This is a genomic window from Salipiger thiooxidans (assembly GCF_900102075.1).
Lineage (GTDB): Bacteria > Pseudomonadota > Alphaproteobacteria > Rhodobacterales > Rhodobacteraceae > Salipiger > Salipiger thiooxidans.
In genome coordinates, this window is the sequence record NZ_FNAV01000017.1 from 1 (window position 1) to 16,046 (window position 16,046).

Here is a 16,046-nt window from a genome sequence, read left to right on the forward strand (position 1 = left end):
TGTTGATCACCTTCCACGGCTTGGCGTTCCTGCGGGGTGGAATAACGGCGTGAGCGCCGCGTTCAGCGATGGCATCGTGGCACTTGCGGGTGTCGTAGGCACCGTCTGCCGTGACACTGCCGATCTCCTGGCCCTCCGGGATCTGGCTGAGAAGGTCGGGCAAGACCGGCGCATCGCCGATGTGGCTCCCGGTGATCTCAACGGCTCGAACCTCCAGCGTTTCCTCGTCGATCCCGAGGTGGATCTTGCGCCAGACGCGACGTTTCGGGGCACCATGCTTGCGGGCGTGCCATTCGCCTTCGCCCTCGACCTTGATGCCGGTGCTGTCCGCTGCCCGGCAGGGCATTGCGCAGCAATGTCCCAAGAGGGATCAGCAGGTGCAGCGGGCCTTTCGATCCACGGTAGGGAATGTTGACCGCCAGGGTCTTCTGGCGGCGCGACAGCGTGCTGAAGTCGGGCACGGCAGGAGGCCCCTCGCATGGTTCCGTGTGCAACACGGGTGACCTTGCTCTCCCTTTAAGTGCTCGCTTCTCAGCCATCGGGACTCGGGATTGTCTTCGTTGAAGTGAGACAATCGCGGATCAAGCCCCGGATAGAGATATTCAGCACTTCGAGGCCACATGGGAGCACCACCTTTCCATGAGTTCACGTCGTTTCTGGAGAAGGTCCGAGCGGGCGTATGCCCGCTCGACTTCGTTCCCGACCTTGTGGCCGAGGCTCATTTCTGCCACCTCACGAGGCACATTTGCCTCTTCAGAAGCCCAGTCCCTGAACGTCGAGCGAAAACCGTGGACGGTGATGTTGTCCGTCTGCATGCGCCGCAGCAGCATGAGCATCGACATGTTGGATAGCGGTTTGTGCCGCATCTGCCCTTCGAAGACGCAATCCGACCGCAGCGCCTTCAGTGGCTCCACAACCGCAATCATCTGCTCAGTCAGGGGAACCCGGTGCTCTGCCCCGGTCTTGGTCCGATCCTCCGGAATCGTCCAAACGAGCTGTTCGAAATCAAACTCCTCCCAAGTTGCCTGGAGAACCTCACTTGTCCGGCAGCCGGTCAAGCAGGTCATTGCCAAAGCCTTGGCGGCAGTACCTGGCTGTTGAGTGACCGCGGCAAAGAAGGGCGGTACGTCACGCCAGTGCATGGCACTGTGATGCTTCACTTTGGCTTTGACGCGAGGCAGCACACGGCCATCAATGACGACCGTCACAGGGTTCTCACCTTCCCGGTGGCCCCGTGAGCGGGCGACATCAAGAACAGCTTTCATCCGTTGCGCCACGCGCCGGGCGGTCTCATGCTTGGCGGTCCAGATAGGGGACAGCACCTGCAGGACTTCGGGTTGCCCGATGTCCGAAACCGGCATCCTCCCTATCTTCGGCAAAGCATACTCAGCCAGCGTATTGATCCACTGCTGGGCATGCTTGGAGTTCTTCCAAGTGGGGAGCCGCTCGACGTGAACGGTGCGAGCGACTTCTTCGAAGCACGGTACCACGACATCTTGGTTGAACTTGGGGTTCAGCCCTTGCCGTGCAAGCCTGCGATATTCGAGAGCTCGATCTCTGGCGACGTTCAGCGTGACGACATCCGCGCCGCCTAGTCCGAAGTCAGTGCGCATGGGCTTGCCCATGCGATTGCGTTGTCCCTTGACGGTTACGCGCACGATCCAACGTCGTGCGCCGGAAGGGTCAACGATTAGGTAGAGTCCATTGCCGTCACCATGACGGCCCGGACCAAGCGAGCGGACGAGATTCCTCGTCAGCCGGCCGGTGCTGTAGGCCATGCCTATACCTCGTTTTATACCACGGAATGAACAGCACCGAGCAAAAGCGAATTGAGGCGATCAGTATCGAAGCGAGGCGGGGTGGTGCGTAAGTTCAATACCTTAGAGGGTAGAACAGCACTGTATGCCAATCAACCAAAATGGTAGGTGGCGGAGACGAAGGGATTCGAACCCTCGAGACGGTTTCCCGCCTGCACCCTTAGCAGGGGTGTGCCTTCGACCACTCGGCCACGTCTCCGTCGACCCGTCTAACGGGGTTGCGAAGGGGTGACAAGACGAAATTTCCGCGGCTGGAGTTGCGGCGCAGCGGCTGTTCGAACCGGCATTTCGTTTGCATCGAAATCGGCACTCCGTTTGGTGGCTCAGGCGCTACGCCCTAGCCGTTTGATCCCACGCTTTGATGGTGCGATCCATTCGCTGGAATGGAAGGAGGCCCTGTGGGACAGATACTTCACGGCTGCGCCGGGCATTGTCACCCGGCAGTGGTTTGCGTGGCAAACCATGAGAGAGCACGCACGCCATCCGGGCAGCAATAAAGCGATCCACCGCCCGGCAGGGTCATGCGAAGAATGAGCCCGAGAGGGGCAAGCTTCGGCCGTGGCGCTGAGCCGGGACCTCGGGGGCAACCCGAAGACCGTCGCGAAGTGGCGTAAGCGCGAGACGGTGGGAGATCGCAAGACAGGGCCGAAGACGCAGCACAATCGCCAGGGCAAGGCCAACTGAACGGACTGAGGAGCAGGCGGCGCTGACATCATCCCCCTCACCGTCGCTCGGCAGCGGGCACATGAGCTCCGGCCCCGCGCCAAGCAGAAGCTGAACCCCAAATACCATCGCGACAAGGAGGTGCTGGGCGTCGAGGAGGTCGCACGGCAGCACTGTGTCGCGGGTCTGCCGATCCGGAAGAACCGGACACATGGCCAGCAGTGGATCAACATGCTCGGAGACTACGCTTACCGGATCGCAGGCAAAGGCCGCGAGCGGGCAGCCCTGCACCGAGAAGATGAAAGCCTTGCATGTCCTGGCTCCTCTCCCCGTGGAACCGTGAGCGTGCGGAAGGGTCGGATGCCTGAAGCGCCGGGATCTCCGTCTCGCGACTTCCATCGAAGCGCATCCGGGCGCTGGCAGTTCTCCGCCCTTCCGGATCAGCACACGGAAGGCAGCTCCGGCACCGGTGCGCCGCCATGTTGGTGGGTGGTTTCCTTTCGTTGAACGGCGAATGCGTCTCGGTCGTCGGATGCCGCGTCAGAGGCCGAACGTCTGGCGAGCGATGTTCAGGACCGGGTCCGGCCCGCTTCTGCTCTTTCCGTGTTTCATGGAACGGCGAGCCCACGCAGATCGACGAAGATCCGCAAGCTCTCAAACTGCAGGTTTGGTGTGCGCGGAATCCGGGCGTACGGAGGGTTCGTGTCTCAGGAAAATTGCCAGATCAGACCTGGAACCGCAGGATTTCCGCGAGGGCGTAAGGAAAAGTCCGCCTCAGGGCGCTTACAGGATACACCGAATTCAAGCGTTCTCGTTTTCGAACGGAAATCTCGGCAAATCCGGGCGTCTCGCGGCGCGCCACGGATATAGCGCCACTCGCGCCCCACGCCGCAACCCGGCGAAAAGCCACCCACGCGCCGCTACCGCGCCCCAGCGAGGATCAGATCGGCGCCGCGTTCGGCCAGCATGAACACCGCCGCCTGCGAGTTGCCTGAGACCTGCGTCGGCATCACCGAGGCGTCCACCACCCTCAACCCGTCGAGCCCGCGCAGGCGCAGCTCTGGGTCCACCACCGAGGCCGCGTCGCCGCCCATCCGGCAGGTGCCGGCGGCGTGGTAGATGGTCTGGCCGTTCGCCCGCGCGAAGGCCAGCCAGTCGCTGCGGCTGTCGCAGGCGGGCCCGGGCGACATCTCGTGATCGCGCCAGTCGTCCATCGGCGCCGCGCCGACGATCCTCCGCCCCGCGATCATGCCATCGATCATCGCGCGTCGGTCCTCCTCGGTGGCGAGGAAGTTCGGGCGGATCGCGGGCTGGTCGTCGATCCGGGGGGTCAGCGCGTGGATGCTGCCGCGGCTCTCGGGGCGCAGTTGGGTCACGCCGAGCGTCATGCCCGGCTGCCGTTCGAGCTTGCGTTCGGCGGCGTTGGCGTAGCTCGCGTGCATGAAGAAAAACTGCACGTCCGGCCCCGCCAGCCCCTCGCGGCTCCGGATGAAGCCATGCACCAGCCCGGTGCCGTAGGTCAGAATGCCCCGCCGCGCGAGCGCGTAGCGCAGCACTTCGCGCACGAGGCGCGGGCCGCGGCTGAGCTCGTTCAGCGTCTCGGGACGGCGCACGCGCCAGTTCATCCTGGTGCAGAAATGGTCCGAGTAGTTCTCGCCCACCTGCGGCGCGTCCACGACCGTGTCGATGCCCAGCCCCCGCAGGCGTTGCGGGTCGCCGATGCCCGAAAGCTCGAGCAGCTGCGGGCTCTGCACCGCGCCGGCGCTGAGGATCACCTCGCGCGCCGCCTCGATGACCCGCTCGCCCGCCCCGTCGCGGACCCTGACGCCGGTCGCCCTGCCCTCGGCCGTCTCGATCCGGGTGACGCGCAGCCCGGTACGGATGCAGAGGTTCGGGCGGTTGCGCACCGGGGCGAGATAGGCGGCATAGGCGCTGGCGCGGCGGCCGTTGCGCTGGTTCACCTGGTACCAGCCGACACCGTCCTGCACCGCGCCGTTGTAATCGGGATTGCGCCGGTGGCCAGAGGCCTCGGCGGCGGCAAGGAAGGCCTCGCCGATGGCGGGCCGTTCCTGCACTTCGCAGAGGTCCAGCGGGCCTGCGTGGCCGCGCGCGCCATCCGGGTCGGGGCCCGCGTAGTTCTCGAGGCGGCGGAACACCGGCTCCACCGCGTCCCAGCCCCACCCGGTGCAGCCGCTCTGGGCCCAGCCGTCGTAATCCTGCGGCTGGCCGCGCACGTAGATCATGCCGTTGATCAGGGTCGAGCCGCCAAGGCCCTTGCCGCGCGGAATGGCAATCTCGCGGTTGCCGGTGGCCTCCTCGGGGGTCGAAGTGAAGCGCCAGTTGAACTTCGGGTTGGTCAGGAGCTTGTAGAACCCCGCCGGGATCGGGATCCACGGGCTGAGCGGGCGCGGCCCCGCCTCGATCAGCAGCACCCGGTGGCGCGGGTCCTCGGACAGGCGGTTGGCCAGCACGCACCCCGCGGTGCCGCCCCCAACGATGATGAAGTCAAAGCGTTCGGACATGGCTCAGGCCGCAGCCCCTGCCAACGACCGTGCAAGATGACGGCCGCTCATGCGATGGCCCCCATGTGCCGGGCCATGAGCTCGATCTGGCAGCGCAGCATCGGCAGACCGGGATGCACCGTCGCGCCCCGCGCCCGCGCTTCGGCCAGAAGCGGCGTCTCGGCGGGCTCCATGATGGCCTCGGCCACCACCTGCCCCGCGTGCAGCGCCTCGACCGGCAGCGGCAACGGATCGCCCGCGCGCAGCCCCGCCGAGGTGGCGTTGGCTATGAGGTCGTAGCCGCCGACATCGCCCGCCGTGCCGGTGCCGCTTGTGGCGCAGGAGGGATAGGCCGCAGCCACGCGCGCCGCCAGATCCTCGGCCCTGGCTGCCGTGCGGTTGAGGATGGTGAGCGCCTCTGCCCCCGCTTCGGCCAGGGCGAAGGCGATGGCCGAGGCCGCCCCGCCCGCGCCCGCCAGCAGGATGCGACGGCCCGATGGCTCGATGCCCGCCTGCCGCAGCCCGGTCACGAAGCCGATGCCGTCGAGCATCGCGCCCACCATGCGGCCGTCCTCTTCGCGCCGCACGCAGTTCACCGCGCCGATGCGGGCGCCGTCGCCCTCGATGACGTCGCAGAGCCCCAGCATCGCGGGCTTGTGCGGCATGGTGGCGATGAAGCCGCCAAAGTTCTTCATCCGGCGCAGCCCGTCCACCACCTGCCGCAGCCCGTCGGGCGCGACCTGCATGGGGACCAGCACGCCGTCGACGCCGTGGCGGGCAAAGACCTCGGCCATCACCTGCGGCGTCTTCACCTGCGCGACGGGGTCGGCGAGGATGCCGTAAAGGCGGGTGTGTCCGGTGATCTCGGTCATGGGGGCTCTCGCTTCGGTCGGGGCGATGAGTGTCTCGGTATCCATATCGCGGCGCTCAGGTCATGCACAGGCCGCCGGCGACGTCGATGGTCTGGCCGGTGACGAAACTGGATTCAGGCGAGGTGAGCCAGAGCGCAGTGTCCGCGACTTCGGCAGGCTCGCCGAGCCGCCCGAGCGGGGTGCGGCGGACCTCGGCCTCGTTGAGCTCGGGCGCGACGCCCGCGACCATGGGGGTTGCGATCCGCCCCGGCGCCAGCGCGTTGACCCGGATGCCATGCGGGCCAAGCTCGCCCGCGAGATGCTTGGTGAAGCCGATGATGGCGGACTTGGTCGCGGCGTAGTGGCAGGCGACGATGGGGAAGAAGGTCTTGCCCGCCACCGACGAGGTGTTGACGATCCAGCCCTCGCCCGCGGCGACCATGGCGGGGGTCAGCGCCCGGATGCAGTTGAAGGAGCCGGTCAGGTTCACGTCCACCACCCGGCGCCATTCCTCCGGGTCGAGCTCCCAGACCTTGTGGGCGACGCCCTGGTGCTTGGGCGAGATCCCGGCGTTGTTGATGAGCGTGTCGAAGGCCCCGCCCATCTCGGCCTCCGCCGCCGCAATGGCCGCGCCGAGACTGGCGTAGTCGCTCACGTCGCCGGTCATGGCGACCCCGCTGCCCGGCAGCCCGGCCACCGCCGCGGCGACCTCGGCCGCGTCGATGTCGAGCACGCCCACCGTGGCGCCGCGCCGGGCGAAGGCCTCGGCCATGGCGAGCCCGATGCCCTTGGCGCCGCCGGTGACCAGCACCCGGCGGCCCGCGTGGCTGTCCCGCGTCTCGTGATGCGCGGGCGTCTTCTCTCTTGTCGTCATCGTCATATTCCCAGGTAGGCCTGCCGCACGTGGTCGTTCTGCAAGAGCGCCTCGGCATCGTCGCTCAGCACCATGCGGCCGTTTTCCAGAACGTAGCCGCGGTCGGCGGCCTTGAGCGTGTGGAAGACGTTCTGCTCGACGATCAGGACGGTGGTTCCCGTCGCCGCCACCTGCGCGATGACCTCGAACACCTGCGCCACGATGATCGGCGCGAGCCCCAGCGAGGGCTCGTCGAACATCAGGAGCTTCGGCCGCGCCATCATGCCCCGCGCGATGGCCACCATCTGCTGCTCGCCGCCCGAGAGCGACGAGGCGTGCTGGTCGAGCCGTTCGCGCAGTCGCGGGAAGAGCTCGAGCACCTGGTGCAGCGTGTCGTCCTGGTAGTCGCGGGCATGGCGGCTGTAGGCGCCCATCAACAGGTTGTCGCGGACGGTCATGTCCGGGAACAGCTGCCGCCCCTCGGGGATCAGGGTCACGCCCCGGTCCACGGTCTCGTGGGCGGCAAGCCTGGTGATGTCTCGACCCTCGAAGGTGATGGACCCGGTGCGCGGTGTCACCAGCCCCGAGATGGTGCGCAGGAGCGTGGTCTTGCCGGCCCCGTTCGCCCCCACGATGGTGACCACCTCGCCGGGTTCGACATGCAGCGACACGTCCTGCAGGATCACCGTCGAGCCGTAGCCCGCGTCGACGTTCTTCACCTCAAGCATGGGTGAAATCCTTTCCGAGATAGGCCTCGATCACGTGCGCGTCGCGGACCACGTCATGCGGGTCGCCCTGGGCGATGATCTGGCCGGAGTTGATGACGATGACCCGGTCCGACAGCGACATGACCGCCTGCATCACGTGCTCGATGGCGATGATGCTGACGCCGGTGTCGCGGATCGAGAGCATCAGGTCGACGGCGCGCCGCACGTCGGTCTGGTTGATCCCCGCCATGACCTCGTCGAGCAGCAGGATGCGCGGCTCCATGGCCATCACCCGCGCCACCTCGAGCCGCTTCAGCCCGCCGATGGTGAGACTCGACGCCTCGGCGTTGAGGTAGGGCCCGAGCCCCATGCGGTGCGCCGTCTCTCGGGCGGCCTCGCGCGCGTCGCCGACATGCGGGTGGCGGTGGAAGGCGCCGACCATGATGTTCTCTTCCACGGTCATCGCCGCGAAGGGCTGCACGATCTGGAAGGTGCGCCCGACACCGATGCTGGCGAAATCGCCCGGGGTCACCGGCTGCTGCCATTCGCCCGAGGGCGACAGCACCGAGACCTTGCCCTCGTCCGGTTTCAGGAAGCCCGAGAGCATGTTGAAGACGGTGGTCTTGCCTGCGCCGTTGGGCCCGATGACGCCGAGAATCTCGCCCTCGCGCAGGGTGAAGCCCACGTCGTTGGTCACGTGCAGACCGCCGAAATGCTTCTGCAGCCCTTCGACCCGCATCACCTCGCGTCCCGCCTCGCGCGGCTCGGCCGAGCGCGGTGCGGCGGCGACGGGGGCTGCCTGCTCGCCCACGGTCTTGCCGGGGGCCGCGGTGAAGCGGTGGACCAGCCCCATGATGCCGTTGGGCAGGAACAGCACCACCAGCATCAGCACCACGCCGTAGACGAAGCCGTGCAGGCCGATGGCCTCGGAGCCGAGCGCGCCGCGGGCGAATTCGGTGATCGGCACCAGCAGCATGGCGCCCAGAAGCGGGCCCCAGACGGTGCCGATACCGCCGATGAGGGCGAACATGGCGATCTGGATCGAGAACTGCAACGAGAACATCGACTCGGGCTCGATGAAGGTCAGGTACATGGCGTGGAAGGTGCCGACCATGGCCGAGAGCGCCGCCGAGACGGCCACCGCCATCAGCCGCACCTTGACGGTGCCCACGCCCGCCGCCTTCGCGGCGCTTTCACGCTCGCGGGTGGCGACGAGGTAGAAGCCCAGCCGGTGCGAGCGGATCGCCCAGGCCACGGCGAGGCAGACGAGCAACATCCCGAAGGCGATGAGCAGCGCGGGCAGACGCTCGCGGAAGACCATCCACTCCCAGCCGATCTTGAGCGGGATCATCAGGCCGGTGGCGCCGCCGGTGAGCTCGCGGAAATGCAGTGCAAGCACGCGGAACACCTCTAGAAAGGCGATGGTGGCCAGCGCGAAGAACGGGCCGTGCAGCCTGAAGCAGGGCCACGAGACGACGATGGCCGCGACGACCGCCACGGCGGCGCCGGCGAACATGCCGATCCAGGGCGAGATGCCGAGGTTCACGAGGATCACCCCCGCGTAGCCGCCAATGCCGTAGAAGATCGCATGCCCGAGCGAGAGCTGCCCGGCGTAGCCGCCGACGATGTTCCACGCGGTCGAGAGCGCCGCGAAGATGCAGATGGTGATGAAGATGTGATAGACGAACTGGTCCCCCACCGCGACGGGCACGGCGACGAGGCCCGCCAGCAGAACGGCGACGGCGATCAGCCCCAGCCGGTGCGCCGTCATCGGGGTGTCGGAGGCGCGGGTCATGGTGGTCTCGGTCATGGCGATACGTGGCTCAGGTTCATGCGGGTGCCGAACAGGCCCGACGGTTTCAGGATGAGGATGAGCAGGAAGATCGTGAACACCACGGCCTCGCGCAGGTCCGAGCCGATGTAGAAGCCCGAGAGCGCGTCAACGAGACCAATCACCAGTGCGCCGAAGAAGGCGCCGGGGATCGAGCCGAGCCCGCCGAGCACGACGCAGACGAAGGCGATGAGCACGAAGTAGGTGCCGATGGTGGGCGAGGTCGGATAGAGCGGCGCGATCAGCGACGAGCCGAGGCCCACGCAGGCGGCGCCGATGCCGAAGGTCAGGATGTAGATGAACTTGTCGTTGATCCCCATGAGCCGGGCGGCGGCCCGGTTCTGCGCGGTGGCCCGGATGGCGCGGCCGGTGCGGGTCTTCTTCATGAAGAGCTGCAGCCCGATCACCAGCGCCACGGCGGCAGCAAGGACCCAGAGCTGGCCGGTGAGGATGCGCACCTCGCCCAGCATCACCTGGCTGCGCACGCCGTGCGCGGGCGTGTTGGCGATGTCGGCGCCGAAGATCAGCAGCGCGAGGTTCATCAGCGCGGTCGACAGGCCCACGGTGGCGAAGATCTGCACGTGCTCGTCACGCGCCGACATCAGCGGCTGGATCAGCAACCGCTGGGTGAGCGCCCCCAGCACGAAGAGCGCGGGCGCCACGGCGGCGGCGGTCAGGTAGGGGTGCACGTCCAGCCCGGTGCTCAGCAGGAAGCTGAGATACATGCCGACCATGAGGAATTCGCCATGGGCGAAGTTGATCACCTTGACGATGCCGAAGATCAGGGTGAGCCCGACCGCCACGATGGCGAAGAGCCCGCCGAGCATCAGCCCGTTGGCGACAATCTGAAGAAAGGTGTCCATGTCTCGCGCGTCTCCGGTAAGGGGTCGCGCCGGGCCGCCCGGCGAGGTGCGGACGGCCCGGCTCGCTGGCGTCAGTCGCCGATCTGGAACTCGGCCACGGCGGCGTCACGCGGGTAGACGGTGACGAGCTTGCCGTCCTGCCACTGCATGCCCATCATCATCGCGCGGTCGTTCTGGTTGTGCTCGCCGAAGTGCACGCCATAGCCCGCGGCGGTCGCGCCCGAGGGAATGTCGATGGCCTTCGCCGCGGCGACGATCTGGTCAGGCTCGAAGCCCTCGCCCGCGCCGATGCCCTCGAGCACCGCCATCGCGCCCACGTAGTTGTTGAGTGAGTGGCCCGAGCGCGGATCCTCGCCGTACTTGGCCTGATAGGCGGCAAGGAAGTCCTCGAGCCCCGGGGTGAACTCGGTGTTGACCGCGTATTGGGTGAAGTCCACGTCGAGCACGCCGTCCATCTTGTCGCCCACCGCCTCGGCGGTCGCGGTCAGCGAGTAGCCGCCGCCGCCGCCGATGATCGCGTCGGGCTCGAAACCGGCCTCGGCGGACTGGTTCAGGAACAGCACGGAGTCGTTCTGGTACGAGGTCTGCAGCACGATGTTGACGCCGCGGTCCTTGAGGTCGAGCACCAGCGAGGACATGTCGACGGTCGAGGTCGGGTAGCCCTGCACGGTGGCGATGTTGAGCCCCTTCTCGGCGCCGTAGCGTTCCTGGTGACCGGCGACCGAGGTGCCATAGGCGCTGTCCTCGTGGATCACCCCGATCACGAGGTCCTCGGGCGCGACGCCGAGGCCGGGCGCGATCTCGTCGACGATCATGTCGATGGTCATGATCCCCATGGTCTCGGCGGTGGGGTTGGTGCGGAAGAGGTACTGCAGGTCACGCCCCGTCACCTCGTCGGCCACCGCGCCGAGCTCGAAATAGGGAATGCCGGACAGCTCGGCCACCTGGCTCGCCGCGATGGAGCGGGACGAGGAATAGGTGCCGAGGATCGCCTTCACGCCCTCGCGGCTGATCAGGCGGCGGGCCTCGCCGATGGCCTGGTTGTTGTCGACCGCATCGCCGCGGACGAGCTCGATCTGCTCGCCCTTGATGCCGCCCGCGGCGTTGATCTCGTCGACCGCGATCTCGACCCCGCGGAAGCTCTCCTCGCCCAGCAGGGCAAGCCCGCCCGAGAACGGGTAGAGCGCGCCGAACTTGACGTCCGCATGGGCGGCCCCCGCGAGCAGCGCGGCGGCGGCGGTGGCCGTGAGCAATGATTTCAGTTTCATATGGTCTTCCTCCCTTTGGTCGGGCCCTCCAGCCCGGTCAATGCGCTCAGTAGTCGAGCGCCTCCTTGCCTTGAAAAACGGTGACCGGCGGGTGCGCCCGCTCGTCCGTCACCACGTCGATGACGGTCACCTCGGCCTTGCCCATCGCCTCCTCCAGCGCGGGCAGGAACTGGTCGGGTGTCTCCACCCGGACGCCGTTGCAGCCCACGGCGCGGGCGATGGCGGCATGGTCGACGGCGGTGAAATGCACCACGTCGGTGTGGTCGCCGAAGAGGCTCAGCTCGGCGTGCTTCTGGTAGCCGAGGATCTGGTTGTTGAGCACGATCACCACCACCGGCAGCTTCATGCGCCGGGCGGTCTCGAGCTCGCCCCAGACATGGCCGAAGCCGCCGTCGCCGGTGAGGCAGACCACCGGGGCGTCGGGGCTCGCGGCCTTGGCGCCAAGCGCGAAGGGCAGCCCCCAGCCAAGCCCGGCAAGGCCCCGTGGCGTCAGGAAGCGCTGGCCGGCGCGGCGCGCGGTCAGGCCATTGGCGATCCAGATCGAGGAATAGCTCGCATCGGCCACGGTGATCGCGGTCTCGGGCAGCACGCCGTCGAGGTCGCGCATCAGCCGCTCGGGCCGGATCGGCGCCGCGTCCCAGTCGATCAGCGTCTCCATGTCGCGCTCATGCGCGGCGCGGCCCTCGGCGATGCGGGTCTCCAGCGCGGGCCTGCGGGTATGGATGGCGGAAAGGTCTGCGGCCTCGAGCGCTTCGCGAAGCTGGGTCAGCACCAGCCGCGCGTCGCCCTTGAGCCGCAGCGCCTCGTAGTTGCGGCCGATCTCGCTGCCGTCGATGTCGATGTGGATGTAACGCGCGCCCTTGGGGTAGAGCGACCAGCTGTCGGTGCCGTTCTGGTTGGTGCGGTTGCCGACCAGCAACACCACGTCGGCGTCGGTGACCAGCTCGCGCTGGTGCGAGGCCCGCCCGCCCGGCGCCATGAAGTAGCCGACGACACCCAGCGATAGCGGATGGGTCTCGGCGACCGTGCCCTTGCCCATGACCGTGGTGGCCACCGGCAGCCCCAGCTCCTGCAACCGGCCGAGCGCCTCGACCGCCTGCGAGCCATGCACGCCGCCGCCAGCGATCACCAGCGGGCGCTTCGCCCCGGCGATGAGTTTCGCCGCCTCGGCGACGCACGCGGGGTCCGCGCCCATCCGGTCGAGCGGCCAGACCCCGAGGTCGGCCTGCCGGCGCGGCGCATCGGCCGCCAGCTCGGGGCGTTCGTCCAGCACGTCGAGCGGCACCAACAGCACCGCGGGGCCCGGACGGCCCGAGGCGGCGGCGGTGAAGGCCATGTCGATGTAGTCGTCGATGCGGTCCACGTCCGCCACCCGGCGCACCCATTTCGACACGCCCCCGAAGAGCGCGAAATGGTCCATCTCCTGGAAGGCGTTCTTGTCGGTGAACTTGCGGTGCACGTCCTGCACGATCGCCACCACCGGCACCGAGGCCTTGAGCGCTTCGGCCAGCCCCGGCACCAGCAGCGTCGCCGCCGGGCCGTTCTGGGCGGTGACCACGGGCACGCGCCCCGAGATCCGCGCATAGGCGTCGGCCATGGCCGCGCCGCCGTTCTCGGTGCGGTAGCCGACCTGCCGGATGCCGTAATGCGGGGCCGCGAGGATCAGAGCCGAGGGCAGCGACTGCCCGAAGATCTCGGTGACGCCGTGGCGGGCAAGCGCCGCGGCCATGACATGGGCGCCGGTGGTGTTCGCGGTGGGGTGGTCCATGACGGTCATGGCTCAGGTCTCCGGTTTCATGAGAAGGACGATCTTGCCCACGTGCGACCCGCCATCCATGCGGGCGTGCGCGCGGGCCACGTCTTCGAGGGCAAATGTCGAGTCGATGGGCGGGCGGACGGCACCGCTGGCGAGCAGCGGCACCACGTGTTCGGTGAGCGCGCGGGCGAGCTTGGCCTTCATCTCCACCGGCCGCGCCCGCAGGGTCGAGGCGGTGATGGTGCCGCGCTTCATCAGCAGCGGCAGGAAGTCGACCTCGGCCTTGCTGCCCTGCTGGAAGGCGATCTGCGAGATCCGCCCGTCGGCGGCCAGCAGCTCGATGTTGCGCTGGATGTAGGAGCCGCCGACCATGTCGAGGATCACGTCCGGACCCCTGCCCCCGGTCAGCTCGCGCGCCACCTCGACGAAATCCTGCGTCCGGTAGTTGATGGCGTGATCCGCCCCCAGATCGCGCGCCGCCTGGCACTTGCCGTCGCTGCCGGCGGTGACGATCACCGTGGAGCCGAGCGCCTTGGCAAGCTGGATCGCGGTGGTGCCGATGCCCGAGGTGCCGCCGTGGACCAGCAGCGTCTCGCCCGGCTTCAGCGCCGCGCGTTCGAAGACGTTGGACCAGACCGTGAAGAAGGTCTCGGGCACCGCCCCCGCCTCGGCCAAGCTGAGACTGCGCGGCACCGGAATGGCGATGGGCGCGTCAAGCAGCGCCCAGTCGGCATAGGCGCCGGAATGCACGAGGCCCATCACCCGGTCGCCGATGGCAAAGCCTGTGACGCCCTCGCCAAGCCTTGCCACGACGCCCGCAAGCTCGAGCCCGAAGACCTCGGAGGCGCCCGGCGGCGGCGGGTAATTGCCCTGCCTCTGCATCACGTCGGGACGGTTGATCCCCGCCGCGTGCACCTCGATCAGCAACTGGCCGGGGCCGGGCTCGGGGCGTGTCGTTTCGATCACCCGCAGCACCTCGGGCCCGCCGGCGCCCTCGGCGATCACGGCTCGCGTCGTTTCGGTCATGTGGTCTGTCCTTCCAGGTCGTCGGGGTGCAGCAGCACCTTCATCGCGCCGCCCGAGCGGGCGAGGTCGAAGGCCTCGACCCCGCGGCTCAGCGGCAGGCGGTGGGTGATCAGGTGGGAGAGCGCCTCGCCGCGCCGTCCGAGCAGCGCGATGGCCTCGGCAAAGGCGGCCTCGGTGGTGTCATGGGCGCCGCGCAGCTGCTTCTTCTCGCGCACCAGCCGCGACAGGTCGATCTCGAACGGCCGGGCATGGATGCCGGCGGCAACGAAGACGCCCTCGGGGCGCAGTACCTCGAGCCCCTGCGCCACCGAAGCGGCGGCGCCCGTGGCCTCGATCACCCGGTCGCACCGCGTCCCAAAGCGGGCGCGGACCGCGGCATCGAGCGTCGTCCCGGAAAGGTCGCAGGTTGCGGCGATGCCCATGCGCGTGGCGATGGCCAGCCGTTCGGCATCGTCGAGACCCACGAGCAGCACCTCGGCGCCGCGCTCCTGCGCCACGAAGGCGATCGCCGCGCCGATCGGCCCCGGCCCCAGCACCACCACCCGGTCACCGGACTGCGTGCCCGACACGTCCACCGCGTTCACCGCGATGGCGAGCGGCTCGGACAGCGCCGCGAGATCGTCTTCCAGTGTTTCGGGAATGCGGTGCAGCACGCGCTCGGGCACCCGCACCCGCTCGGCAAAACCACCGTCGCGGTGCAGGCCCACGATACGCCGCGCCTCGCAGGCCGAGGGGCGCCCGGCCCGGCAACCGTCGCAGGTGCCGCAGGGCAGCGTCGGCCAGCACACCACCCGGTCGCCCGGGACCAGGGCGGTGACGCCCGCGCCCACGGCCACCACGCGGCCGGCAAACTCGTGCCCGATGGTCAGCGGCAGGAAGGGCTCCATGAAGCCGTAGCTCGGGTCCCATGCCACCGCGTGCAGGTCGCTGCCGCAGATCCCCGCGGCACGGATCGCCACCTCAACCTCGCCCTCGGCGGGCAGCGGTTCGGCATATCCGGTGGTGACGAGGTCCACACCTCGCCCGGCACGTGTCTTGCGTAGTGCAAGCATCGTCGGGTCTCTCCTCCCTTTGCCCGCGCTCTCCATTCGCGGGGTGGCCGGAATGATTTTCTGGCCAACGACTCGTTTATGTTTTATTTGTTATAACAAGTAAAGAGGAGGATCGCGCAGCATGTCCGGCAGCAAGGCAAAGTCTGGAAAAGTCTCTGACATTTCAGGGGACTGGATCACGCCCATCGAGCGCGAGAACCTTGGCGACCGCGCTTACACCACGATTCGGAACGCGCTGATGCGCGGCCAGCTGAAGCCCGGAGAGCGGCTGCGCCTGCGCCCGCTCTCCGAGCGGTTCGGGATTTCGCTCACACCGATGCGCGAGGCGCTGATGCGGCTGGTGTTCGAACGCGCCATGGTCTTCGACGAGCGCGGCACCGCGGTGGTGCCCGACCTGACGCTCGCCCAGCTGCAGGAGATCCGCAGCATCCGCATGGATCTCGAGGGCAAGGCCGCGGCCTCGGCTGCCACCCATGTCACCGCCGAGGAACTGCAAGAGCTGCGCGACATCCAGACCGGCATCGCCGACTGTCACGCCCGCAAGTCCTTTGCCGACGCGGTGCACCTCAACACCGAGTTCCACCTGCTGCTGTGCCGGGCGGGACGGCTGCCGATCACCTACGATCTGGTCGAGAAGCTCTGGGTGCGCTGCGGCCCGATCCTGTCGCATCTCTACGACGCGGGCGTGCCCGCCGACTGGGTGCCGCACCCGCACGAGCGCATCATCGACGCGCTCGAGACCGGCGACGCCACCGCCGCCGAGGCAGGCATCCGCTTCGACATCGAGATGGGCGGACAGGGCCTGCTGATCCACGTGGCCGAGCACGAATGACACCGGCCCGCCGGGCGGCAAGCCCG

Annotated in this window: 12 protein-coding genes, 1 tRNA gene and 2 pseudogenes; 2 read left to right on the forward strand and 13 right to left on the reverse strand. The window is 68.1% G+C overall.

What is annotated here, in order from left to right; translation table 11 throughout:
• From BLQ77_RS21830 to BLQ77_RS21840, 3 genes and pseudogenes are all read right to left on the reverse strand, one after another.
• A pseudogene (locus tag BLQ77_RS21830) lies at nt 1–464 on the reverse strand (IS5 family transposase); the annotation flags it as partial.
• A gap of 138 nt (nt 465–602) precedes the next feature.
• Nucleotides 603–1,778, reverse strand: a complete 1,176-nt coding sequence (locus BLQ77_RS21835; protein WP_089962859.1) for a tyrosine-type recombinase/integrase — start codon at nt 1,776–1,778, stop codon at nt 603–605.
• Nucleotides 1,779–1,926: 148 nt separating this feature from the next.
• Nucleotides 1,927–2,016 (reverse strand) — tRNA-Ser (locus BLQ77_RS21840).
• A 338-nt stretch (nt 2,017–2,354) separates the two neighbouring features.
• On the opposite strand from BLQ77_RS21840, the pseudogene BLQ77_RS29970 reads away from it, so the two are divergent.
• A pseudogene (locus BLQ77_RS29970) lies at nt 2,355–2,468 on the forward strand (IS481 family transposase); the annotation flags it as partial.
• Between the two features lie 932 nt (nt 2,469–3,400).
• On the opposite strand, the gene BLQ77_RS21845 reads toward BLQ77_RS29970, so the two are convergent.
• The 10 genes from BLQ77_RS21845 to BLQ77_RS21890 all read right to left on the reverse strand — a co-directional run bounded on the left by BLQ77_RS21845 (nt 3,401) and on the right by BLQ77_RS21890 (nt 15,188).
• On the reverse strand, nt 3,401–5,002 hold the full coding sequence (locus tag BLQ77_RS21845; protein WP_089962861.1) for a GMC family oxidoreductase: 1,602 nt from the start codon (nt 5,000–5,002) through the stop codon (nt 3,401–3,403).
• 47 nt (nt 5,003–5,049) lie between these two features.
• Entirely contained in the window at nt 5,050–5,853 is an 804-nt protein-coding gene (locus BLQ77_RS21850) for a shikimate dehydrogenase family protein (protein WP_165617175.1), read from the reverse strand.
• A 55-nt stretch (nt 5,854–5,908) separates the two neighbouring features.
• Nucleotides 5,909–6,706: a 3-oxoacyl-ACP reductase FabG gene (gene fabG / locus BLQ77_RS21855; RefSeq protein ID WP_089962864.1), complete on the reverse strand. Its 798-nt coding sequence runs from the start codon at nt 6,704–6,706 to the stop codon at nt 5,909–5,911.
• Between the two features lie 2 nt (nt 6,707–6,708).
• Nucleotides 6,709–7,413 (reverse strand): ABC transporter ATP-binding protein, encoded by a 705-nt coding sequence (locus tag BLQ77_RS21860; RefSeq protein WP_089962865.1) that lies wholly within the window; start codon nt 7,411–7,413, stop codon nt 6,709–6,711.
• Nucleotides 7,406–9,202, reverse strand: coding sequence for a branched-chain amino acid ABC transporter ATP-binding protein/permease (locus BLQ77_RS21865; RefSeq protein ID WP_089962867.1), 1,797 nt, complete (start codon nt 9,200–9,202; stop codon nt 7,406–7,408). The genes BLQ77_RS21860 and BLQ77_RS21865 overlap by 8 nt, the downstream gene beginning before the upstream one ends.
• Complete coding sequence (locus BLQ77_RS21870; protein ID WP_008886203.1) at nt 9,199–10,086, reverse strand: branched-chain amino acid ABC transporter permease; 888 nt, start codon at nt 10,084–10,086, stop codon at nt 9,199–9,201. The genes BLQ77_RS21865 and BLQ77_RS21870 overlap by 4 nt, the downstream gene beginning before the upstream one ends.
• Nucleotides 10,087–10,157: 71 nt before the next feature.
• Nucleotides 10,158–11,354, reverse strand: coding sequence for an ABC transporter substrate-binding protein (locus BLQ77_RS21875; protein WP_008885571.1), 1,197 nt, complete (start codon nt 11,352–11,354; stop codon nt 10,158–10,160).
• 46 nt (nt 11,355–11,400) lie between these two features.
• The gene (locus tag BLQ77_RS21880; RefSeq protein ID WP_089962868.1) at nt 11,401–13,131 is read right to left on the reverse strand and encodes an acetolactate synthase catalytic subunit; all 1,731 of its coding nucleotides are present in this window, start codon (nt 13,129–13,131) and stop codon (nt 11,401–11,403) included.
• Between the two features lie 3 nt (nt 13,132–13,134).
• Complete coding sequence (locus tag BLQ77_RS21885; protein WP_089962870.1) at nt 13,135–14,136, reverse strand: NAD(P)H-quinone oxidoreductase; 1,002 nt, start codon at nt 14,134–14,136, stop codon at nt 13,135–13,137.
• A complete protein-coding gene (locus BLQ77_RS21890; protein WP_089962871.1) occupies nt 14,133–15,188 on the reverse strand; it encodes a zinc-dependent alcohol dehydrogenase in 1,056 nt (351 codons plus the stop codon). The genes BLQ77_RS21885 and BLQ77_RS21890 overlap by 4 nt, the downstream gene beginning before the upstream one ends.
• Before the next feature lie 121 nt (nt 15,189–15,309).
• Here BLQ77_RS21890 and BLQ77_RS21895 point away from each other — a divergent pair, with 121 nt between their 5' ends.
• Nucleotides 15,310–16,020 carry a GntR family transcriptional regulator gene (locus BLQ77_RS21895; RefSeq protein WP_089962873.1) on the forward strand — a complete coding sequence of 237 codons (711 nt, stop codon included), beginning with the start codon at nt 15,310–15,312 and terminating at the stop codon, nt 16,018–16,020.
• Nucleotides 16,021–16,046: the final 26 nt, after the last annotated feature.